General features: G+C 72.5%; 20 protein-coding genes and 1 riboswitch. Of the genes, 10 read left to right on the top strand and 10 right to left on the bottom strand.

Annotated features, from left to right (window positions below):
* The first annotated feature begins 161 nt into the window (after positions 1–161).
* The 3 genes from AB0G04_RS38605 (at position 162) to AB0G04_RS38595 (ending at position 3,991) form a co-directional block, all read left to right on the top strand.
* Positions 162–2,504, top strand: a complete 2,343-nt coding sequence (locus AB0G04_RS38605) for an EAL domain-containing protein (RefSeq protein ID WP_360993782.1) — start codon at positions 162–164, stop codon at positions 2,502–2,504.
* Between the two features lie 38 nt (positions 2,505–2,542).
* A complete protein-coding gene (locus AB0G04_RS38600) occupies positions 2,543–3,616 on the top strand; it encodes a hypothetical protein (protein ID WP_360993779.1) in 1,074 nt (357 codons plus the stop codon).
* 72 nt (positions 3,617–3,688) lie between these two features.
* Positions 3,689–3,991: a GNAT family N-acetyltransferase gene (locus AB0G04_RS38595; protein ID WP_360993776.1), complete on the top strand. Its 303-nt coding sequence runs from the start codon at positions 3,689–3,691 to the stop codon at positions 3,989–3,991.
* A gap of 1 nt (position 3,992) precedes the next feature.
* Here the strand turns inward: AB0G04_RS38595 and AB0G04_RS38590 are convergent, their stop codons facing one another.
* From AB0G04_RS38590 to AB0G04_RS38575, 4 genes are read right to left on the bottom strand one after another with little or no spacing between them, the layout of a single operon-like run.
* Positions 3,993–4,502, bottom strand: coding sequence for a GNAT family N-acetyltransferase (locus AB0G04_RS38590; protein ID WP_360993774.1), 510 nt, complete (start codon positions 4,500–4,502; stop codon positions 3,993–3,995).
* Positions 4,503–4,548: 46 nt separating this feature from the next.
* A complete protein-coding gene (locus AB0G04_RS38585; protein ID WP_360993771.1) occupies positions 4,549–5,178 on the bottom strand; it encodes a 3-oxoacid CoA-transferase subunit B in 630 nt (209 codons plus the stop codon).
* On the bottom strand, positions 5,175–5,837 hold the full coding sequence (locus tag AB0G04_RS38580) for a 3-oxoacid CoA-transferase subunit A (protein ID WP_360993768.1): 663 nt from the start codon (positions 5,835–5,837) through the stop codon (positions 5,175–5,177). Before AB0G04_RS38580 ends, AB0G04_RS38585 begins: the two co-directional genes overlap by 4 nt.
* On the bottom strand, positions 5,834–7,012 hold the full coding sequence (locus AB0G04_RS38575; RefSeq protein WP_360993765.1) for a thiolase family protein: 1,179 nt from the start codon (positions 7,010–7,012) through the stop codon (positions 5,834–5,836). Before AB0G04_RS38575 ends, AB0G04_RS38580 begins: the two co-directional genes overlap by 4 nt.
* 78 nt (positions 7,013–7,090) lie before the next feature.
* Between AB0G04_RS38575 and AB0G04_RS38570 the strand changes: the two genes are divergently transcribed.
* Positions 7,091–8,002, top strand: a complete 912-nt coding sequence (locus AB0G04_RS38570; protein ID WP_360993762.1) for a LysR substrate-binding domain-containing protein — start codon at positions 7,091–7,093, stop codon at positions 8,000–8,002.
* 22 nt (positions 8,003–8,024) lie between these two features.
* On the top strand, positions 8,025–9,020 hold the full coding sequence (locus AB0G04_RS38565) for a saccharopine dehydrogenase NADP-binding domain-containing protein (protein ID WP_360993759.1): 996 nt from the start codon (positions 8,025–8,027) through the stop codon (positions 9,018–9,020).
* Positions 9,021–9,246: 226 nt separating this feature from the next.
* Here AB0G04_RS38565 and AB0G04_RS38560 read toward each other — a convergent pair whose 3' ends face one another.
* Positions 9,247–9,387, bottom strand: coding sequence for a hypothetical protein (locus AB0G04_RS38560; RefSeq protein ID WP_360993756.1), 141 nt, complete (start codon positions 9,385–9,387; stop codon positions 9,247–9,249).
* A gap of 112 nt (positions 9,388–9,499) precedes the next feature.
* A complete protein-coding gene (locus AB0G04_RS38555; RefSeq protein WP_360993753.1) occupies positions 9,500–11,152 on the bottom strand; it encodes an LLM class flavin-dependent oxidoreductase in 1,653 nt (550 codons plus the stop codon).
* Positions 11,153–11,238: 86 nt separating this feature from the next.
* Here AB0G04_RS38555 and AB0G04_RS38550 point away from each other — a divergent pair, with 86 nt between their 5' ends.
* The gene (locus tag AB0G04_RS38550) at positions 11,239–11,754 is read left to right on the top strand and encodes a MarR family winged helix-turn-helix transcriptional regulator (protein ID WP_360993751.1); all 516 of its coding nucleotides are present in this window, start codon (positions 11,239–11,241) and stop codon (positions 11,752–11,754) included.
* 15 nt (positions 11,755–11,769) lie between these two features.
* Here AB0G04_RS38550 and AB0G04_RS38545 read toward each other — a convergent pair whose 3' ends face one another.
* Both AB0G04_RS38545 and gcvT read right to left on the bottom strand, forming a co-directional pair.
* Positions 11,770–13,068 carry an L-serine ammonia-lyase gene (locus tag AB0G04_RS38545; RefSeq protein ID WP_360993748.1) on the bottom strand — a complete coding sequence of 433 codons (1,299 nt, stop codon included), beginning with the start codon at positions 13,066–13,068 and terminating at the stop codon, positions 11,770–11,772.
* Positions 13,068–14,120 (bottom strand): glycine cleavage system aminomethyltransferase GcvT, encoded by a 1,053-nt coding sequence (gcvT, locus tag AB0G04_RS38540; protein ID WP_360993745.1) that lies wholly within the window; start codon positions 14,118–14,120, stop codon positions 13,068–13,070. The genes AB0G04_RS38545 and gcvT overlap by 1 nt, the downstream gene beginning before the upstream one ends.
* Before the next feature lie 129 nt (positions 14,121–14,249).
* A riboswitch (glycine riboswitch) is annotated at positions 14,250–14,348 on the bottom strand.
* Positions 14,349–14,507: 159 nt separating this feature from the next.
* Here gcvT and AB0G04_RS38535 point away from each other — a divergent pair.
* On the top strand, positions 14,508–15,692 hold the full coding sequence (locus tag AB0G04_RS38535; RefSeq protein WP_360993743.1) for an ROK family protein: 1,185 nt from the start codon (positions 14,508–14,510) through the stop codon (positions 15,690–15,692).
* Between the two features lie 28 nt (positions 15,693–15,720).
* On the opposite strand, the gene AB0G04_RS38530 is transcribed toward AB0G04_RS38535, so the two are convergent.
* Positions 15,721–16,572: a helix-turn-helix transcriptional regulator gene (locus tag AB0G04_RS38530; protein ID WP_360993740.1), complete on the bottom strand. Its 852-nt coding sequence runs from the start codon at positions 16,570–16,572 to the stop codon at positions 15,721–15,723.
* Positions 16,573–16,713: 141 nt separating this feature from the next.
* Here AB0G04_RS38530 and AB0G04_RS38525 point away from each other — a divergent pair, with 141 nt between their 5' ends.
* The 3 genes from AB0G04_RS38525 to AB0G04_RS38515 all read left to right on the top strand — a co-directional run bounded on the left by AB0G04_RS38525 (position 16,714) and on the right by AB0G04_RS38515 (position 21,791).
* Complete coding sequence (locus tag AB0G04_RS38525) at positions 16,714–17,619, top strand: NADP-dependent oxidoreductase (protein ID WP_360993737.1); 906 nt, start codon at positions 16,714–16,716, stop codon at positions 17,617–17,619.
* Between the two features lie 116 nt (positions 17,620–17,735).
* Positions 17,736–18,998, top strand: a complete 1,263-nt coding sequence (locus AB0G04_RS38520) for a M20/M25/M40 family metallo-hydrolase (protein ID WP_360993734.1) — start codon at positions 17,736–17,738, stop codon at positions 18,996–18,998.
* A gap of 87 nt (positions 18,999–19,085) precedes the next feature.
* Positions 19,086–21,791, top strand: a complete 2,706-nt coding sequence (locus AB0G04_RS38515; protein WP_360993731.1) for a beta-galactosidase — start codon at positions 19,086–19,088, stop codon at positions 21,789–21,791.
* Between the two features lie 39 nt (positions 21,792–21,830).
* Here AB0G04_RS38515 and AB0G04_RS38510 read toward each other — a convergent pair whose 3' ends face one another.
* Entirely contained in the window at positions 21,831–22,118 is a 288-nt protein-coding gene (locus tag AB0G04_RS38510; RefSeq protein WP_360993729.1) for a hypothetical protein, read from the bottom strand.
* Positions 22,119–22,120 lie beyond the last annotated feature (2 nt).

The following is a 22,120-nucleotide window of genomic DNA, read 5'->3' as shown; positions in this document are numbered from 1 at the left end:
ATCAGCCGGAACGGCTCCACCGGGTGGACGGGGGCTCTCGATCGGGTGGACGGGGGACGATCCGGCGAGGTCCACATCGGACCGTGGAGTGGTCCTCACATCGGTGAACGTCGAACGTTCGGAGGAGATCGCCCGCACACCGGTCCCGTTAGGGTCGGCCCGTGACGCGGGATGCGCTTCAACCGACGGCCCGGTGGTATGTACGGGCCACCGTTTCGGTCGCCGTACTCGGTACCGTCTGGTGCGCGGCCCACCTGGGCGCCGGAATCGGCATCGAAGCGGTTGCCTACCTCTTCGTCCCCGCCGGCGGCGTGCTCGCCGCCGCGTCCGTCCGTCACCTGACCCGGACCGGGCGAGGTCTCGACCCGGTGGCGGCACGATTCTGGCGTACCGTCCTGGTCGCCGTAGTGCTCGTCACGGTGGGTTACGCCTGGCTTGCCGCCGACATGCTCGCGCACCCGGACGAGGTACGCACCCGCAGCATGCCCGTCCCGGCGGCGGCCCTCGCGGCCATCGGTTTCCTGATCGCCGTCTGGGCTCTGGCCCGGGTGCCGGTCGTCGCGTCACGCGGCGAACAGCGGTGGCACATGGTGCTGGACCGGACCATCGCGTTTCTGGGCTGCACCTCCGTGCTGTGGTATGCCGGGATCGCCCCGATGCTGACCGCCCGTGAGCCGTGGAGCCGGCAGGCGATGCTGCTGGTCGGGCTGGGTCTTCTGGTCGCGGTCGGTGCCGTGACGAAGGTGTCGTACCTCGCCGGCGGCCCGGTCGACCCCACCGCGATGCGATTCGTCGCGGCCGGCGGCGGGGTTCCGGCCGGTGCCGTCGGCGTACTGGCGGTGCAGTTCGGCTACATCGCCAGTGTCCCGGCCCAGGCGATCGTGATGCCGCTGGCCCCGGTGCTGATCGCACTCGGCGCCGCCGCGCAGGGCCGCGCCGTTCACCGGTCACGCCGTGACCCGGACCCGGCCGGCATGGTGCTGCCCTACCTGGCCACGATCCTGGTCGGTGTTCCGCTGGTGGCGGTCGCGGCCGGCGCGCCGCTGCGCTGGCCCGCCCGGATGGCCCTGGTCGCCGCGGTCCTGGTGACCGCGCTGGTCATGGTCCGGCAGTACCTGGCGTACCGGGAGAACGCCCGCCTGTTGCGGGCCGCACAGGACCACCAGGACCGGCTGCGGTACGAGGTGAGCCACGACGGCCTGACCGGGCTGGCCAACCGGGCGCTGTTCCGGGAGCGGCTCACGGCCGCGCTGGCCGCCGGCGGTCCGGTGGCCGTACTGCTCATCGACCTGGACGACTTCAAGACCGTCAACGATCTGCTCGGGCACGGGGCCGGGGACCGGCTGCTGGTCGCGATGGCCGGCCTGTTGCGGGCCGAGACGGGCGACGACCATCTCGCGGTACGGGTGGGCGGCGACGAGTTCGCGGTGCTGATGACCGGCAACCGGGCCGACCCGCAGGACCTGGCCGAGCGGGCCCTGGCCGCCCTCACCCAGCCGATCAGTGAACATCGTCTGCTGGTCCGGGCCAGCATCGGCATCGCCGTGGCCGCACCCGGTGCCACTCTCGACTCGGTGCTGCGCGACGCCGACGTCGCGTTGTACACGGCCAAACAGCGTGGCAAGGCCGGCATCGTGCGGTACGAGGACGGCATGGGCGAACCCGTCCTGGCGCACATGCAGCTCGGCGGCGAACTGCGGCGGGCCCTGGACAACGACGAGTTCCGGGTCGTCTACCAGCCGATCGTGCGACTGGACCGCAACTGGGTGATCGGGGTGGAGGCCCTGGTCCGGTGGCACCACCCGACCCGTGGCCTGGTCAGCCCCGCCGACTTCATCCCGGCGGCCGAGCGTACCGGCCTGATCGTTCCTCTCGGCCGGTTCGTGCTGCGCGAGACGTGCCGTCAGGCGGCCGCGTGGCTTGCCGAGTTCGGTGCCGGCGCGCTGAAGGAGGCCGGGCTGAACGTGTCCGCCCGGCAACTGCACGACCCCGATTTCGTGTCCGATGTGGCCACCGCGCTCCGCGACAGCGGGCTGCCGCGCGAACGGCTGGTCCTCGAGGTCACCGAATCGGGGGTGCTCCGCGGGCCGCAGATCTCCCGGACGCTGCACGAGCTGGACGGGATGGGCATCCGTCTCGCCCTGGACGACTTCGGCACCGGGGAGTCGTCCCTGAGTCTGCTCCGTGCCGTCCCGGCCGCGATCGTGAAACTGGACAAGTCGTTCGTCGACGGGATCGAGATCGACGACGGCCGGCCCGCCGATGCCCGGCAGGCGGTGGCCCGCGCGGTGATCCAGCTGGCGCACGCGCTGGGCCTGGACACCGTCGCCGAGGGAATCGAGAGCCCCGAGCAGGTGGCCGCCCTCCTCGAGCTGGGTTACACCCGCGGTCAGGGCTTCCATCTGTACGAGCCGATGCCGGCCGACGGGGTGTCCCGGGTGTTGGAACGGCAGCGGGCCATCGAGGCACGCGCCGCCAAGGAGGTCGGTGTCCGGCGGTGCTGAGCGCTGCCGGTTTGGCCTGCTATGGCACCCTGCAGCGCATGGCGAGGACGAGGTTGTTGATCGTGATGTCGGCACTGACCTTGCTCGCGGCCGGCTGCACGGCACCGGAACCGGACGCCGGCGAGCGGATCGTGCCGCCGGAGACCGTCCTCGCCGGTGGCGACGAGTGGATCCACGAGGTGGCGTTCAGCCCGCGGGACCCGCTGCTGGTCACCGTCACCTCGGACCTTTCCGAGCTGAGGTTCTTCGACACCGCGGCGGGCCGCCAGGACGGTGAGCCGCTGCAGACCGACATGACCGGCTCGTACGACATCGCCTTCACCCCCGACGGCCGTACTCTGCTGGTCGGTGGTGAGGGATTCGACGGCAAGCGGGTGGGCGTCGTGGAACTGTGGGACGTCGCCGCCCGGAAACGTACGCGCCCGTCGCTGCGGCCCGACGACAAGTTCGTCACGGCGGTCGCGGCCAGCCCTTTCGGCAGCCGGATCGCCACAGCCGGCGGCGACGGCGGCCGGACCATGGTGCGGGTCTGGGACAGCGCGACCGGCAAGCCGGGAGCACAGTGGGAGGCCGGCCACGAGCAGGCCATCGCCGAACTGGCGTTCAGCCCCGACGGGAAGTGGCTGGCCAGCGCCGAGCACCAGGGACCGGGCGACTCGACCTTGAAGCTCTGGGAGGCGCGTACCGGAAAGCTTATCGGCGTCGCCGAGCAGGCGGCCGTGAGCGGCACGCTGACCTTCAGCGCCGACGGCCGTCGCATCGCCTACCCGAGCATCTACCGGATCGTGACGCTCGAGGTGCCGTCCATGCGCATGCTCGGCGAACGGTACGTCGGCGAGGCCACCGAGAAGGTCACCGGTGTCGCGTTCACTCCCGACGGCCGAACCCTCGTCGGCACCGGCGAGTCGTACGGCACCGTCTACGTCTGGGACGCCGCCACCCTGGACGTCATCGACTGGCCGGCTCAGGTGCCCGGCCGCACGTTCACGAGCCGCAGAGGCCCCTTCCGCCGGCTCACCCCGCCGACGATCAGCGGCGACGGCCGGAAGCTGGCAGCGTCCGGCACGGACGGCGACACCAGCACCTACATCTGGACACTGCCGCAGCGCTGAAGGTGGAGAGGCCGGCAGCGCTGCTGATCCCGCGCGGCGAGACGCCGTAAGCAGGCGTGGTTGGATGAACGGGTGACGTTCACGGTTACCGAGCTGCCCGAACGGGAGCGATTCGAGGCGCGCGACGAGGCGGGCACCCTGGCCGGTGTGGTCACCTACCAGGTGACCGGCCCGATCATCGTCTACACCCACACCGAGGTGGTGCCGGAGTTCGAGGGCCGGGGAGCCGGTTCGGCGCTGGCCCGTGCGGTGATGGACGACGCGAAGGCCCGCGGCCGCACGGTCGTGCCGATGTGCCCGTTCCTGGCCGGGTGGCTCGACAAGCATCCCGGGTACGAGTCGATCGTCGCCCGGTCCACCCGCCGGGTGAAGTAGGTCAGAGGGGACGGCGCATGCGCAGGCTGCGGATGTGGTCGTCCTCGCGGGACAGGGTCGCCCGGACCGTGTCCATCGGCTGGAAGCCGCGCGCCCGGTAGAACCCGATCCCGGCGCTGTCGCCGAGGAAGACCGACACCCACATCTCGGTACCACCGGCGTCGCGGATCTGCTCGGTGACCCGGTCCAGCAGCAGCGTGCCTAGGCCGCGGCCACGTTCGGCGGACTCCAGGTAGATCAGCGACAGCTCGCCGGCCGCCGGGCCGGACAGTCCGCCGCCGGCCGCGCCGAGGACCCGGCCGTCCTCCTCGACGACCTGGTAGCCGAACCATGCCGGCGGCGACGCGTCGATGTCGGCGACGATCCGCGGCTCTTGGTAGAACGCGGCGACGCTGCGGTTGATGTACCCCTCGGGCAACAGCTCGCGGTACGCGTTCCGGTAGGCCGTGGAGCAGATCCGGGCGATGGCGGCCGCATCGGTGTCCACGGCCCGGCGGACAACGGCGGTCAACGATGTTCCTGGCACGCCGCCAACAGTAATGCCGATCACTCCGGCCTCAAACCCGGACGAGAGGCACGTCCAATCGCGCCGAGAGGTCGTCGAAGCCGATGCCGTGCAGTTCGGTCACCCGTACGCCGCCGGGGGTGATGTGAAATGTCGCCACATCGGTGTAGATCCTGGTCACACATGCCTTGCCGGTCAGCGGGTACGTGCAGGACGGCACCAGTTTCGGCTCGCCGGTCTTGCTGAACAGCGTCATCATCACCCACACCTGTTTGGCGCCGGCCGCGAGATCCATGGCCCCGCCGACGGCCGGGATCGCGTCGGGTGCGCCGGTGTGCCAGTTGGCCAGGTCACCGCCGGCCGACACCTGGAAGGCGCCCATCACGCACACGTCGAGGTGGCCGCCGCGCATCATGGCGAAACTGTCGGCGTGGTGGAAGTAGGCGGCGCCGGGCAGCTCGGTGACCGGCTGTTTGCCGGCGTTCGTCAGATCCCAGTCGGCGTCCTCGGCGGGTACGACCTCGCCCATGCCGAGCATGCCGTTCTCGGTGTGCAGGACGACGCCACTGCCGGCGGTCAGGTAGCGGGCGATCGCGGTGGGTTGCCCGATGCCCAGGTTGACGTAGGCGCCGTCGGGAATGTCGGCGGCGACCCGCTTGGCCAGGTCGTCCTTGCTGGTCATGACTTCACCTCGACGAGCCGGTCGACGTAGATGGACGGGGTCACGATCGTCTCGGGGTCGAGTTCGCCGATCTCGGCGATCTGCGACACCTGGGCGATCGTGGTGCGTGCGGCGGTGGCCATCACCGGTCCGAAGTTGCGGGCGGTCTTGCGGTAGACGAGGTTGCCCAGCCGGTCCGCGCGGTGCGCGCGGATCAGCGCGACGTCACCGTGGATCGGGTACTCCAGGACGTACTCCCGGCCGTTGATCTGCCTGGTCTCGCGGCCTTCGGCGATCGGCGTGCCGACGCCGGTGGGGCAGTAGAACGCCCCGATCCCGGCGCCCGCCGCGCGCATCCGTTCGGCCAGATTCCCCTGCGGCACGAGCTCGAGTTCGATCTTCCCGGCGCGGTAGAGGCCGTCGAAGACCCACGAGTCGGCCTGCCGGGGAAAAGAACAGACCATCTTGCGTACGCGGCCCGCGGCGAGCAGCGCGGCCAGGCCGGTGTCGCCGTTGCCGGCGTTGTTGCTGACGATGGTCAGGTCGCCGGCGCCGTGCTCGATCAGCGCGTCGATCAGCTCGACCGGCATGCCGGCCATGCCGAACCCGCCGACGAGCACCGTGTCGCCGTCCTTGACCGCCCCGACCGCGTCCCGGGCGCCGGTGATGACCGTCTTCATCGGACCGTGTTCTCCAGAACCACGGCGAGGGCCTGGCCGACGCCGATGCAGATGGCCGCGACACCCCAGCGCTGGTTGCGTTCGCGCAGCACGTGGGCGAGCGTGCCGAGAATCCGGGCTCCGGACGCGCCGAGCGGGTGGCCGATCGCGATCGCCCCGCCGCGGGTGTTCACGATGTCCGGGTCGACGTCCCACGCGTCGACGCAGGCGAGTGACTGGACCGCGAACGCCTCGTTGAGTTCCACCGCGCCGACGTCGGACCAGCCGATACCGGCCTGGCGCAGCGCCTTCTCGGCGGCCTCGACCGGGGCGAACCCGAACTCCTGAGGGTCGACGGCATGCGCCGCCCGGCCGGCGATCCGCGCGAGCGGGGCGATGCCGATCAGTTCGGCCGCCCCCGCGGAGCCCAGCAGAACCGCGGCCGCGCCGTCGTTGAGCGGCGAGGCGTTGCCCGCGGTGATGGTGCCGTCGGCGCGGAACGACGGCTTCAGCCGGGCCAGCTTCTCCACGCTGCTGTCGGCGCGGATGCCCTCGTCGCGGGTCAGGTCGCCGGCCGGAACGGTCAGGTCGTCGTAGAAGCCCTCGTCCCAGGCCTTCGCCGCCAGGGTGTGCGACCGGGCCGCGAAGGCGTCCTGCCGTTCCCGGGAGATGCCGTACTTGTCACCGAGCTGCTCGTTGCACTCGCCGAGCGACGCCGTCCACTCGGCGGGCATCCGCGGGTTGGTCAGCCGCCAGCCGAGCGTGGTCGAGACCGCCTCCAGGTTGCCGGCCGGGAAGGCGCGCGACGGTTTCGGCAGCACCCACGGGGCGCGGGTCATCGACTCGACGCCGCCGACCACGACCACCTCGGCGTCGCCGGCCGCGATGGCCCGGGACCCGATGATCGCCGCGTCCAGACTGGAGCCGCACAGCCGGTTCACGGTGGCCGCCGGAACGGAGGTGGGCAGGCCGGCGAGCAGCACGGCCATCCGGCCCACGTTGCGGTTGTCCTCGCCGGCGCCGTTGGCGTTGCCCCAGTACACGTCGTCGATCCGGGCCGGGTCGAGATCCGGCGCCTTGGCCAGCAGACCGGTCAGCGCGGTGGCGGCCAGATCGTCCGGGCGCACCTCGGCGAGGGCCCCGGAGTAGCGGCCGAACGGGGTGCGGGCGGCGGCGTACACAAATGAGTCAGCCATGAGCCCAGGCTAGTAACCAGCGCTGATATTCAGAAATACTCTTTTCCGGCTGACCATGACTCTGTGAATATCAATGGCATGGAACTGCGTCACCTGCGCTACTTCCTCGCGGTAGCCGAGGAACGGCACTTCGGCCGGGCCGCCGCCCGGCTGCACATGGCACAGCCCCCGCTGTCCCAGCAGATCCGGCAGCTCGAGGCCGAACTGGGCGTACGCCTGCTGGACCGCAACACCCGCCGCGTCGAGCTGACCGAGGCGGGTGCCGCCTACCTGGACCGGATCCGGGCCGTGCTGGCCGCCGTCGACGAGGCCGGCGAGGTGGCCCGGCGGGTCGCGGCCGGGTTGCAGGGCCGCCTGTCCGTCGGGTGCGTCGGCTCGGCCACCTACAGCCTGCTGCCCGCCGTGGCCCGCCGCCTGCGCGAGGAACTGCCCGGCGTGGAGGTGGCGTTCCGCGGCGAGATGCTCGGCGCCCAGCAGGTGGCCGCCCTGCAACGACGTGACATCGACCTGGCGTTGCTGCGCCCGCCCGTCGATGACCCGGGCATCGAGGTGCGGGTGCTGCGCAGCGACGCCCTGATCGTCGTCCTGCCCGACGGCCACCGTCTCGCCGCCCGGGACCGCCTGAGCGTCAGCGACCTGCGCGACGAGGACTTCGTCGTCCATGCGATCCGGGACTCGGCGATGCACGGCACCCTCCGGCGGCTGTGCGACCGGGCCGGGTTCGAGCCGCGCGTCCGGCACGAGGTGGTCGAGACGTCGACGCTCGTCACGTTCGTGGCGGCGGGGCTGGGCGTGGCGATCGTGCCGGAGCCGGTGGCGCAGCTCGGCGTGCCGGGCGCCACGTATCGGCCGCTCGTCGAGGAGGACGCCCGGATCGATCTGGCCGTCGCGGTCCGTGCCGGCGACGACTCACCGGTGATCGGCCAGGCCATGCGGGTGCTGTCCGAAACTGTTCGGGGGTTGGCGCTCCGGACACTGTCTCCGTCCTGACGCCCCTGACAGCATTCTCGGCATGGAGAAGCGGGTAGCGGTCTTTGGGGCATACGGTCACACCGGCCGGTTCGTGGTGGCGGAGCTGGCGCGACGGGGACTGGTGCCGGTGGCTGTGGGGCGCGATGCCGGCCGGCTCGCCGGGTTCGGGCCGGACATCGAGACGCGGGTGGCGCCGGCCGACGACCCGGCCGCGCTCGACCGGGCGATCAAGGGTGCCGACGCGGTCATCAACACGGCCGGTCCGTTCGCCACCACCGCGGCGCCGGTGATCGAGGCGGCGCTACGGGCCGGCATCCCGTACGTGGACGTGGCCGCCGAGATCGAGGCGAACGCCGACACCTTCGCGCATTTCACCGAGCGGGCCGGGGCTGCCGGTGTCACGGTGCTCCCGGCGATGGCGTTCTTCGGCGGCCTGGGGGATCTGCTGGTGACGGCCGCGATGGGCGACTGGACGACGGCCGGCGAGGCGCACATCGCCTACGGTCTGAGCAGCTGGCAGCCGACCACCGGAACACTCGCCGCCGGCACCGTCTCCCGCGAGCGGCGCGGCGGTCGGCGGGTCCGCTACACCGGAGGCCGCCTCGACCACTACACCGACAGTCGTGACCTGCCGGTGGTCAGCTGGGACTTCCCGGAACCACTGGGCCGCCGGACGGTGCTGGCCGGCTTCACGATGGCCGACGTCGTCACCGTGCCCAGCCACCTGGCCGTTCCCGAGGTGCGCACCTACATGACCACCGAGGCGGCGAGCGACCTGGCCGCGGGCGACACGGGCCGTGACGGCCGGACCGCCGAGACGTTCACCGTCGACGCGATCGTCCGCAACGGCACCGCCGAACGCCGCCTGACCGCCACCGGCACCGACATCTACGCCGTGAGCGCGCCCCTGGCGGTCGAAGCCGTCCAGCGGATCCTCGACGGCCGCACCCGAACCACCGGCGTGGCCTCGGCCGGCCGCCTCTTCGACGCCCCCGACTTCCTGAAGGCCCTGGCCACCCACCTGACCATCGCCTGATTCCGCTCGCCGGCCGGATGTCCGTCCTCTGCTGCGAGGGTGGGCCATGTCGATCGGCCGGCGCTTTCCCGTGGGGGAGCGGCAGGGCGACCGGCGAGGCTTTCCCGTGCGGTGGCCCGGCTCGAACCGGCGAGGGCTTTTCCGTGGGTCGGTCAGGCCGGCCGGCGGGGAGCTTTCCCCCCACCCCGCCGGCCGGTGACTGCCCGCGAGCGCCCCGAGCGAACGGTCAGTCGGCGCACCCGCAGTCCGGTGGCCCGTCGGCGTCTCCCGCCGGGGTCTCCGGAAGCGTTCCGCCGAGGGCGGCCTCGAACTCGTCCGGCGACATGATCACCAGATTCGTCACGTCGTCATCGGCGTCGGTGGACAAACGATCACTTCGCGTCGTCGAGTTCGGGTCCCCCAAGATTTCAGCGTGGCGGCGACGACCGGGCCACCCGCTGACCGGCGGGTGCCACCCCGCCGTACGGCTGGACCGGGTCCTACTGGGCGCCCAGGCGGGCCAGCGGTTCGATCAGCTCGCGTTCCTCGTAGGCCAGGTGGGACAGCAGTGTGTCGGTGAGGAGGTCCACCGCGGCACGCAGGCCGGCCGTGCCGCCCGGGCCGGAGACCATCTCGACCAGAGCCTTGTCGACTCCCTCGAGCACCTCGTGGATGACATGGTGCTCCTGTTCGAGCCGGTCCACGACCGGGGCCAGGCGCGGGTCGCTGCGGCGCAGGTGCGGGAAGAGCGACCGGTCCTCGATGGTGTGGTGCGTCGTGACGATCCGGCAGTACGACTCGCAGTAGGTGCCGAGCGTCCAGTTGTTCTGCCGCATCGTCATCGTGTTGATGTGGGAACGGGCCGCACCGACGTCGAGACTTCCCGCCTCGACCTGATCGATGAGGTCGTGGATCTGGGCGAGTTCGCCGCGCAGCCCGTCGTGCACCTCGATCAGATGACGGCCGTTGGCCAGCTCCCGAGGGGTGTAGGTGCGCTCCGGGTCCGGCGCGGGGCCGGTGGGCCGGGCCTGCTCGTCCCAGACCGTGGTGCTGCTGCGGCGTACGCCGTCGTCCTCGGTCGGTGTGACGGTGAACGGTGACCGGCCCGCCGCCCGGCCCGGCACGGACGCCGGCCCGGTGCCGGCGGCAGGGGACTGCCCGGCCCGGACGGACGTGGGCGCGGGCCGGGTGCGTGCCGCGGGGGACTGCCCGGCCGGTGAAGGCGCGGCGGGCGAAGGTGTGGCCGTCGGCCTCGTCGCGGTGCCGGCTCGTTCGGCGGCCACCGCCTCGCGGACCGCGGGGACCACCTCGGCGGCGAAGCGCCGCAGGTCGTCCGGGTCGTCGGTGGCCAGGATGAACGTGCCGACGCCGTCGGTGAGGGCCAGGTCGGTGAGTTCCTCGGCCCACTGTTCGGCCGGGCCCTGCAACGGACCGCGGCCGATGTCGGTGAAGCGGCCGCCGATGTTGAGCAACCGCCGCACGTCGGCGGGCTTGCGTCCGGCCTCGAGTGCCGCCTCGTCGATGATCCGGTTGCCGGCGGCCAGGTCGCCGTCTTTCAGGTAGGCGAGGGAGGGCAGCCAGCCGTCGGCGCGGCGGCCGGTGAGGGCGAGCATTCTCGGCTTGTAGGCGCCGAGCCAGATGGCGACGTCGTGGGCGGGTGCCGGGCCGCGTTTGGCGCCGATCACCCGGTGGAACTCGCCGTCGGCCCGGACCGCGCCACGGGCGCCGGTGTCCCAGAGTTGACGGATGACGTCGATGCCCTCCTCGAGGGCCTGCACGGCCTGGCCGGCGGCCAGGCGCGGCCCGCCCATGGCCTCGATGGCGTCCCAGAAGGCGCCGGCGCCGAGGCCCAGCTCGATGCGGCCGCCGCTGAGCAGGTCGAGGCCGGCGACGCTGCGGGCGAGCACGGCCGGTGGGCGCAGCGGGAGGTTGGTGACGTTCGCCGCGAGGTGCACCCGGTCGGTGCGCGCGGCGGCGTAGCTCAGCAGCGTCCAGGTGTCGAGGAAGCCGGGCTGGTAGGGGTGGTCCTGGAAGGTGACCAGGTCCAGACCGGCCTGCTCGGCGAGCACGGTGAGCGCGACGACCCGGGTGGGGTCGGCGGCTGCCGGGGTGATGAAGGACCCGAACTCAAGGGGGTGGCCGTAGTCGGACATGCGGCAACTGTGACGCGGAAAAGATGTTCTGTCAAACAGAACATTTGTCAGGCAGAACTTCTGCTGCACTGGGCTATGGTGGGGTGGTGACGACCCCCCTCGAAGGTGACCTCGGCTGGATGCTGGGAGTGGTCTTCCGTGCCTACGCCAAGGCCGCCGACCACGCCCTCAACGACCTGCCCGGCGGGCCCCGCGGCTATCAGGTGCTGTCCGCCGCCGTCGGGGAGCCTCCCCGCAACCAGGGCGCGATCGGCCAGGACCTGGGCATCGACCGGACCATCCTGACGTACCTGATCGACGACCTGGAAGGCGCCGGACTCGTCGCGCGCCGTCCCGACCCCGCCGACCGCCGCAGCCGCCTCGTGGTCGCCACCGCCAAGGGACACGAGACCTGGCAGGCCCGGCGCGACGCGCTGCGTCATGTCGAGGCGCACGTCCTCGGCGCCCTCGCACCGGAGGACGCCGAACGTTTCCGCGGCCTGTTGCAGGCGATCGCCTGCACTGCCCAGCGCCTCGACCCGCTCACCGACCTGTGCGAGGCCGTCACCGCCGCCCGTGGTGACGCCCCGGCCCGGCCCGCCCGCCGGGCCCGCGCCCGCTGATCGCGAGCCGCCCGGTCAGCACTCGATGACGTTGACGGCCAGGCCGCCCCGGGCGGTCTCCTTGTACTTGGTCTTCATGTCGGCGCCGGTCTCCTTCATGGTCTTGATGACCTTGTCGAGGGAGACGTGGTGGCGGCCGTCACCGCGCAGGGCCATCCGCGCGGCCGTCACGGCCTTGACGGCGGCCATGCCGTTGCGTTCGATGCACGGGATCTGGACGAGGCCGCCGACCGGGTCGCAGGTCAGGCCGAGGTTGTGTTCCATGCCGATCTCCGCGGCGTTCTCCACCTGCTCCGGGGTGCCGCCGAGCACCTCGGCGAGCCCGGCCGCGGCCATCGCGCACGCCGACCCGACCTCGCCCTGACAGCCCACCTCGGCACCCGAGATGCTGGCGTTCTCCTTGAACAGCAGACCGATCGCGGCCGCGGTCAGCAGGAACCGGACCACCCCGTCCGGCGAGGCGCCCGGCACGAACTCCAGGTAGTAGCGCAGCACGGCCGGGATGATTCCGGCGGCACCGTTGGTCGGCGCGGTCACCACCCGACCACCGGCCGCGTTCTGTTCGTTGACGGCCATCGCGTAGACGGTCAGCCACTCCATGGCATGCGCCTCCGGATTGCCCTCGGCGCGCAGCTGACGGGCGGTCGCGGCGGCCCGGCGGCGCACCTTCAGACCACCGGGCAGCAGACCCTCGGCGGCGAGACCGGCGTCGATGCAGTCGCTCATCACCCGCCAGATCCTCAGCAGCCCGGCGTGGATCTCGGACTCCGGCCGCCACGCCGTCTCGTTCGCCAGCATCAGCCGGGAGATCGACAGACCGGTGGTGCGGGTGAGCGACAGCAGGTCCGCGCCCGAGGCGAACGGGTACGTCACCGGCGTGCGATCAAGGCGTACGCCCGAGGTCTGCTCATCCACGACGAACCCGCCGCCGACCGAGAAGTAGGTCTTGGCAAGCAGCTCGGTGCCGTCGGCGCCGAGCGCGGTGAACCGCATCCCGTTCGGATGCCCGGGCAGCGACCGGCGCCGGTGCAGCACCAGGTCGACCGCGAAACCGGCGGCGCCGTCGGACGGCTCGAGACCGGTGTCGACCGTCTCGGGATCCTCGCCCTGCAGACCGAGGAGGACCGCTTTCGGCGTGCCGTGGCCGTGCCCCGTCGCACCGAGCGACCCGAACAGCTCGGCCCGCACCGTGGCCACGTCGTCGATCGGGCCGAGACGGGAGGTGAACAGCCGGGCGGCGCGCATCGGGCCGACCGTGTGCGAGCTGGACGGGCCGATGCCGATGGAGAACAGGTCGAAGACGGAGACGGCCATCAGGACCGCCGCCGGTAGAAGGGGAGGCTGACGACCTCGGCGTCCTCGTGGGTGCCCCGGACGTCGACGGTCAGCCGGGTGCCCGGCCCGGCCAGGTCCTTGGAGACGTACGCCATCGCGATCGGATGCCCGAGCGTCGGGGACGGTGCCCCGCTGGTCACCTCGCCGACCCGGGTGCCGGTGGCCGGGTCGAGCACCGCGTGGCCCGCCCGCGGGGACCGCCGGCCCTTCGTCGTGAGGCCGACCAGCGTGGTGTCCGGCTGCACGGCGCGCAGGGCGGCGGCACCCACGAAGTCCGTCTTGTCCAGGGCGACGACCCGGCCCAGACCGGCGTGGAACGGGGTGGTCGTGAGGGTCAGCTCGTGCCCGTACAGCGGCATCCCGGCCTCCAGCCGCAGGGTGTCCCGGCAGGCCAGGCCGGTCGGGGTCGCGCCCGCCGCGGCGGCCCACTCCCAGATCTGCTCGGCGTCCTCGTGCGCGCAGTAGATCTCGAAACCGTCCTCGCCCGTGTACCCGGTACGGGCCAGCAGGACCTCACGCCCGGCCAGCCGGTCCCGTTTGATGCCGTAGTAGCGCAGATCCGGGTGGACACCGGCCACCTCGGCCGCCCGTGGCCCCTGCACCGCGATCAGTGACCGGCCGGCGTCGGCGATGCGCACCATGAAGCCGCCGGAGTGCTCACCCAGCATGGCGCGCACCACCGGCGCGTTCGACGCGTTGGCGACCACCAGGAACCGGTCCTCGGCGAGCCGGTAGACGACCAGGTCGTCGAGGACACCGCCGGTGGTGTGGCACAGCATCGTGTACTTCGCGCGGCCGACGGCAACCGCCGACAACCGGCCGACCAGGGCGTGGTCGAGGAAGGCGGCGGCCTCCGGCCCGGTCACCTCCAGCTGGCCCATGTGACCGAGGTCGAACAGGCCGGCACCGGTCCGTACGGTGTGATGCTCGGCGATGTCACTGCCGTAGCGCAACGGCATCGACCAGCCGGCAAAACCGGTCATGGTCGCGCCCAGGCGCTGGTGGATGTGATGAAGTGCGGTGCGTCGCAACGGAGGCTCCTTCGTCGGGGTCGGGGCCTCCCTCGCTCTGTCATCTCTGCCTGAGAGGTTCACCGCCCGAGGGCGGCTTGCACCGTGGGCGCAGCTGCTCGTCGAGAGCAGCTGACTTTCCAGAGTCGCCTGACCGTCGCGGTACTGGGGCCTGAGAGATTCTGAGGGAGAAGTTGCTCCTTCGGCGCCCCGCCCGGTCAGGGGCGGGGACTCTCCCGCGGCGGTGTCGCGGCGAAGTCTTCACTTGTGGCTCGGACCATACCCGAAACGGCGGGCCGGTCCAGCCCTCCGCGTGGACGGCGCCCTGATGCGCGACCACGGTGGTCCGCGCCGGGCGTGTGAGAGAGTGGATGACCCCCGACCGTCACACCCCGCAAGGACCCGGCAGTGAGCAAGCATCGTGCGAGCCTGGGCACGCTGTTGCGCCACGTCCACGTCAGCGGTCCGCTGTCGCGGGCCGCGCTCGCCGGGCGGATGGGCGTCAACCGCAGCACCATTCTTGCTCTGACCAGCGAACTCGCCGCCGCCGGCCTGGTCGGCGAGGAGAACCCGGCCACGCCGGCCGGTGCCGGGCGGCCGTCGCTGGTGGTGCGGCCGGCGACCGACCGGGTGTTCGTGCTGGCCTTCGACGTGGCCGTGGACCGGCTGGTGGCGGCCCGGGTCGGGCTCGGCGGGACGGTCCTCGACCGGCGCGAGACGACACGTCCGCGTACCGGCGCGGATCTGGACACCGTCGTCGGCGGCCTGGCTGCGCTCGGCCGGGACCTCCACGACGCGGCGCCGCCAGGCACCGTCTGCGCCGGGGTGGGTGCGTCCTACTGCGGCATGATCCGGCCGGGCGACGGCATGGTCCGCTACGGTCCGGAGCTGGGCTGGGTCGACCAGGCGTTCGGCACCGAGCTGGAGGCCGCTCTCGGGATCGGCCTGCCGGTCGCCGTCGGCAACGAGGCCCACCTGGGCGCGCAGGCCGAGTTCGTGCGCGGCGCCGGGATCGGCTCACCCGACCTGATCTACCTGCACGGCGACGTCGGGGTGGGCGGCGGCATCCTGGTCGGCGGCGCACTGCTCGGCGGGGAGAGCGGCTACGGCTGCGAGGTCGGGCACATGCTGGTCAACCCGCACGGCGGCCGGGAGTGCCTGTGCGGCTCGCTTGGCTGCCTGGAGGCGGAGGCGGGGGAGTACGCGTTGCTCGAAGCCGCCGGGCGCGGCGGTGAGTCCGGCCGTGCGGCGGTCCGGTCGGTGGTGCGTGCCGCGGCCGCCGGTGATCCGGCCGCCGCCTCCGCGGTGGCCGGGACCGGTGACTGGCTGGGCATCGGCGTCGCCAGCCTGATCAACCTGTTCAATCCGGGTGTCGTCGTGTTCGGGGGCACCCTCCGCGAGCTCTACGCCGTCGCCGCGCCACAGATCGGTGCCCGGATCGCCCGGCACAGCATGCCGGTGTCGCGGGAACGCGCGCGGCTGCTGCCGTCCGGGCTCGGCGACGACGCCACCCTGATCGGCGCCGCCGAGAAAGGCTTCGCCGCCCTGCTGTCCGACCCGCTCGGCCACATCACCCGGGCCGCCGCGGCCTGATCGGCCGGCCGGTGAACGCCGGCCCCGGTCATCCGGCGAACGACTCCCGGCCGACGACACGAAGCAGGTCCAGATAGCCGGCCGTCGGGCTGCCCGCCGGTGCGGTCAGCATCACCAGCCGCTGGTCCTCGGCCGGTGTCAGCAACGTCTCGAGATCCAGTTCGAGCATGCCGACGGTCGGGTGCTGGACCCGCATCCGGCTGGTTCGCCGTACCGCCACCTCGTGCCGGTCCCACAGCTCGGCGAACTCCGTACTTCCGGCCCGCAAGCGCCGGACCAGCGTCGCCGCCACCGGGTCCGCGCCGCGCCGGGCGACCGCCGCCCGCAGGTCGGCGACCTGCAACCGGCTCCAGTAGTCGTGGTCCTCCGCCGGGTGCGCCGCCCGGATCCGGGGATCGTTGAACCACCGCCAGACGACGTTGTGGTCCGTCCCGTGATCGTGGAGCACCGGCGGGCAGATGTCGCCGAACAGCGTCTCGGCCAGCGGGTTCTGCGCGAGCACGTCGCCGAGGTCACTGAGCACCTGCGCCGGCACACCGGTCAGCTGATCGAGCAGATAGAGCAGACCCGGCCGTACGTGGGCGCCGGCGAGTGGCCCCGCCGGCGGACGGTGCCCGGCCAGCAGGTAGAGGTGGTCGCGTTCGTCGTCGCTGAGCCGGAGCGCCTGCCCGAGCGAGCGCAGCACCTGCGGTGACGGCTGCGGGCTGCGCGCCTGCTCCAGCCGCATCAGATAGTCCGCCGACATGCCGGCGAGCAGTGCCACCTCTTCCCGGCGCAGACCGGGGGTACGCCGTCGCGGCCCCGCCGAGAGCCCCACCTCGCCCGGCCGCAGTCGCTCGCGGCACCGCCGGATGAAGTCGGCCAGCTCTCGTCGATCCATGGTCGCCATGCTCCCGCAGATCCGCGGGACCAGCCAAGGACCGCTGATCCTAGGCAGACGGGTCCGCTCCACAACCGGCTTCCCGGACTGCAGCGTGGGTCCCACAGCGATGCACGCAACGATCCAGGAGAGGTGGCAACGATGGAGGCGATCGTCTTCGACCGGTTCGGCGGATCCGAGGTACTGCGCGTGGCAGAGGCCGACGTGCCGCGTCCCGGCCCCGGCCAGGTTCGGCTGCGGGTGGTGTCCGCGGCCGTCAACCCGGTCGACTACAAGATCCGTAACGGCTGGCTGGACGCATTCTTCCCGACCGTGTTCCCGGCGGTTCCCGGCTGGGAGGCGGCCGGCGTGGTCGACGAGGTGGGCGCGGGGGTCACCGGCCTGGCGCCGGGCGACGAGGTGTTCGGGTTCACCGACACCGGGGCGTACGCCGCGTTCGCTCTGGCGACCGTCGTGGCCCGCAAGCCGGCCGGGCTCGGCTGGGACGAGGCAGCGGCCCTGCCGGTCGCCGGGGAGACCGCGCAGCGGGTGCTCGGGCTGCTCGGGGTCACCGGCGGGGAGACCGTGCTGGTGCACGGCGCGGCGGGCGGTGTGGGCGGGGTGGCGGTGCAGCTCGCCGTCGCTCGCGGGGCGACCGTCATCGGTACCGCGTCGGCGGGGAACCACGACTATCTTCGTTCGCTCGGTGCCATTCCGGTGGCGTACGGCGACGGCCTGGTCAGCCGGGTCCGCGCGGTGGCGCCGCAGGGTGTCGACGCCGTTCTCGACGCGGCCGGTCACGGCGCGGTGCACGCCTCCGTCGAACTGCGTGGCACCGCGGACCGGATCGTCACGATCGCCGACGCGGCCGCCGCGCAGGAGGCGGGCGTCCCGTTCTCCGCCAATGGTGAACGCACCGCCGAGGCGCTTGCGGAACTGGCCGCGCTGGCCGTCGCCGGCCGGCTGCACATCGAGGTGGCGGACACGTTCCCGCTGGCCGAGGCGGCGAAGGCCCACGATCGGAGCGAGGCCGGCCACACCCGCGGCAAGTTGCTGCTGCACCCGTGAGAGCGCCGATGGTGGTGCTGGCACCACCATCGGCCACGGCCCTGCTCCACTGTGGTGCGCACGGGTTCCCGGCAGGCTGGGACCAGACAGCTTGATGGTGAAGAACGGGGAGAATCGTGTCGCATTCACAGGAACGTGCTCTCAGTCGTCGCGCCGTGCTCGGCGGCGCCGCGGCCGGTGTCGCCGGTGCGTGGCTGGCATCCGCCGGACCCGCCGCGGCCGCGGCCTCGGCCTCGTTGTCGTCGCCGATCGATCGGATCGCGGCCCGGCTCGACGATCGGCTCGTCGCTCTGCGCCGGGACCTCCACAGCCATCCGGAGGGTCCCGGCCAGGAGCGGCGCACCGCCGACGTGGTGGCGCGGTCGCTGCGCGCGGCAGGCCTCGACGTCACCACCGGGGTCGGCGGTCACGGCGTCGTCGCGGTTCTGAACGGGGTACGCCCCGGCCGGACCGTCGCCTACCGCGCCGACATGGACGCCGTCCCGCCCGGCGACCAGGTCGGCGGCGCCACGACGCCGACCCACGTGTGCGGGCACGACATCCACACCACCGTCGGTGTCGGCGTCGCCCTGGTTCTCGCCCGGCTGCGCGAGCGTCTCGCCGGCCGCGTCATGTTCGTGTTCCAGCCGGCCGAGGAGTCGCTGACCGGGGCCCGCGCGATGCTTGCCGACGGGGTGTTCGACATCGCGCGTCCCGCCGAGATCCACGCCCTGCACTGCTTCCCGTTCCCGGTCGGCGAGTTCCGGGTCACCTCCGGTTTCGGCATGCCCGGCCAGGACCGCGGCACGATCACGCTGACCGGCCCGGACGCCCCGGCCCGGGCCGAGCGGCTCGCCGCCGATCTGGCCGGCCTCGGCACGGTCACCCGCCCGGCCACCCCCGCCGCGCTGGAGCAACTCGTCACCGACCTGCAGACGCCGCGCACCCCGCTGTCCCGGTTCGTGTTCTTCCAGGCACGCCCGTCCGGCGCCCAGGTCCAGGTGGTCTACCGTTGCTGGCCGGAGCCGCGGTACACCGAGATCCGCGCCGAGGTCCGCCGCCGCGCGCTCGCCGCCGGAGCGGAGTCCGTCGACTTCCCGCCCGAGCCGTTCCCCGCGATGCTCAGTCCGGTACGGGAGGGCCGTGCTCTCGAACGGCACCTGCGTCGCACGATCGGCCGCGACCGGGTCTCGGCGCTGCACGCCGCGGTCCCGTTCAGCGGCGAGGACTACTCGTTGTTCCTCAACGAGGTCCCGGGCACCTACACCCTGCTCGGCATCCGGTCGCCCGGCCAGCGCATCGAGACGAGCTATCCGCACTTCGGCACCTTCAAGCCGGACGAGCGCGCGATCGGCCACGGGGTCCGTGCCATGGCCGGCTGGCTGGCCGCCCGCGTGTGAGCCGCCCTCTCCGATGCCGGCACCGCCCGCGGCGTCCTGCCGTACGCCGTCCCTCGTGGTCAAATCGTTTCATCGAAGGGGGTACGGATGGTCACTGATCGGGAGATCGCGGGACCGCACGGGCCCGTTCCGGTGCGGATCCACGAACCTGAGGGACCCGCCGGGGCGGTGCTGGTCTGGGCGCACGGGGGCGGGTTCCGCCACGGTGACCTGGACATGCCGGAGGCCGACCACGTGGCCGCCGAACTGGCCCGCCGCGCCGACGCCGTCGTCGTGTCGGTGGGCTACCGGCTCGCGGTCGGCGGCGTGCGGTATCCGGTACCGGTCGACGACGTGCACGCCGTGTGGACCTGGGTCACCGGGCGTGACGACCTGCCGGCCCGCAAGGCCATCGGCGGCGCCAGCGCCGGAGCGGCTCTCGCTCTGGCCACGGCACTGCGGTGCCGCGGCCACGGCCCTGATCTGATCCTGCTGGCGTACCCGTTCCTGCACTTCCCGACGCCCACGCTCGGTCACGGCCGGAGCCTCGAGAACATCGAGGACATGGTCCGCAACTACGTGGGCCGGATCAGCGACATCCCCGCCGACGCGCTGCCCGGCTCGGCCGACCTCCGCGGCCTGCCCCCGGTGCACATCCTGCTCTCCGAGGACGACGACCTGCGGCCCTCGGGGGAGCTGCTGGAACGGCAGTTGCGCGAGGCGGGGGTGCCGGCCGGCACGTTCCTGGCCCGGGGTACCACGCACGGTCACCTCAACCGGCCGCACGACGCCCCGGCCGCGGACGACGCCTCGCTCGGGTTCTTCGCGGGCGCGTTGCGCGTACCGCGGGAGGCTCCTCGATGGTTGCGGCGCGACGGCGAGCCCCGCATCGAGTTCGGTGCCGACTACAACCCCGAGCAATGGCCGCGCGAGGTGTGGGCCGAGGACGTGCGGGCGATGCGCGAGGCCGGGGTCACCATCGTCTCGCTCGGCATCTTCTCCTGGGCGCGGCTCGAACCCGCCGAGGGACGCTACGACTTCGGCTGGCTCGACGAGGTCGTCGACCTGCTGCACGCCAACGGGATCCTGGTCGACCTGGCCACGCCGACCGCCTCCCCGCCGCCGTGGCTCACCACGAAGCATCCGGAGATCCTGCCGGTCGACCGGGAGGGACGAACCGTCTGGCCCGGTGCCCGCCAGCACTGGCGGCCCACCTCGCCGGTCTTCCGCGAGCACGCGCTGCGCATGGTCCGGGCGATCGCCGGCCGGTACGCACGGCATCCCGCCCTCGCCGCCTGGCACGTCAGCAACGAGCTGGGCTGCCACAACGTCGACGACTACTCCGACGACGCGGCCCGTGCCTTCCGGGTCTGGCTGCGTGCCCGCTACGTCACCCTGGACGCGCTGAACGCGGCCTGGGGCACCGACTTCTGGTCGCAGCGTTACGGCGAGTGGGACCAGATCCTGCCACCGCGGCACGCCGGCGGGCCGGTCAACCCGACCCAGCAGCTCGACTTCAAACGGTTCTCGTCCGACGCACTCAAGGACCACTACCTCGCCGAGCGGCGGATCCTGCGCGAGCTCACCCCGGACGTTCCGGTCACCACGAACTTCATGGTCGCCGGAGACATCAACGGCATGAACTACCCGGACTGGGCGGCCGAGGTCGACTTCGTCGCCAACGACCACTACATCGGGTTCGGCGCGCAGGCCCGCGACGAGCTCTCCTTCTCGGCCAATCTGTGCGGCAACCTGATCGCCGGGCGGCCCTGGTTCCTGATGGAACACTCCACCAGCGCGGTCAACTGGCGGCCGGTCAACCCGCCGAAACTTCCCGGCGAACTGGCCCGCGACTCGCTCACGCATGTCGCGCACGGTGCCGACGGCGTCTGCTTCTTCCAATGGCGGCAGTCCCGCGCGGGTGCCGAGAAGTACCACTCGGCGATGCTGCCGCACGCCGGAGAACAAACCGCGATCTTCCGGGCGGTCACCGAACTCGGGGCGCGGTTACGGTCCCTGTCCGGGGTGGCGGGCATCGGTCGTACGCCGGCGCCGGTCGCCGTGGTCGTCGACTACGAGTCCTGGTGGGCCGCCGAGCTGGACTCGCACCCGACCGACCGGCTGCGGTACCGCCGGGAGGCGCTCGACTGGTACACGGCCCTGCTCGATCGCGGCATCCGCGCCGACGTGGTGCCGGTCAGCGCCGACCTGACCGGATACCGGCTGGTGGTGGCCCCGATCCTGCACCTGGTGCCGGCTTCGCTGCGGCAGCGCCTCGAGGCGTACGCCGAACGCGGCGGCCACCTCGTGACGACCTACTTCTCCGGAATCGCCGACGAGAACGACCACGTGTGGCTCGGCGGCTATCCGGGGGCTCTGCGGGATCTGCTCGGCATCCGGGTGGAGGAGTTCGCACCGCTGCCGGACGGCACGGCGGTGCCCCTGACCAACGGCGCGTCCGGCACGTTGTGGTCGGAGCGGGTCGAGGTCACCGATCCGGCCGTGAAGGTGCTGGCCGCCTACGCCGACGGCGGCGCTGCCGTCACCCGCCGCTCGGTGGGTGACGGCTCCGCGGCGTACGTCTCGACCCGGTTGGGGCCGCAAGGCCTGGGGTTGATCCTGGAGGACCTGCTCACGCCGGCCGGTGTCGTCAGCGAACTGCCGGCCGGCCTGCGCGGAAGGGTGGAGCTCGCGATCCGCGGCCCGGTCCGCTTCCTGATCAACCGCACCGACGAGCCGGTCGGCCTCTCCGAGCTGCCCGGTGCCCCGCCCGCGCTGCCGGGCCGCGGTGTCGTGGTCGTGCCCGCTCCCTGACGTCGCCGCCGGATTCCCGCTCCTGCACCGTCGAGCCGGTCAGGCGCCGAGATCGCGCAGTCCCTGTTCCCATCGTTCGCGCCGCTCGTCGGCGGACTGCTCCCACCACGGCGTGCCGCGTTCCCCGAGTGCCACTTTGGCGGCCTGCACCCGGGCCCGGGCGGGCGCCGGGTCCCGCCCGGCGCGCAGTGCCGCACCGACGTCGCGGCGGGCCGCCATCAGCGCCTTGCGCAGGCGGGCGGCCGGTTCGTCGGGTATCTCCGGGTCGGTGGCGCGCCACCGACGCCCGTTGATCACCACGTAGCGCCCGTCGTCGGTGGTCTCCATAC

The sequence above is a fragment of the Actinoplanes sp. NPDC023801 genome, from assembly GCF_040639655.1.
Classification (GTDB): Bacteria; Actinomycetota; Actinomycetes; order Mycobacteriales; family Micromonosporaceae; genus Actinoplanes.
This window is presented reverse-complemented; position numbering and strand designations above follow the sequence as displayed.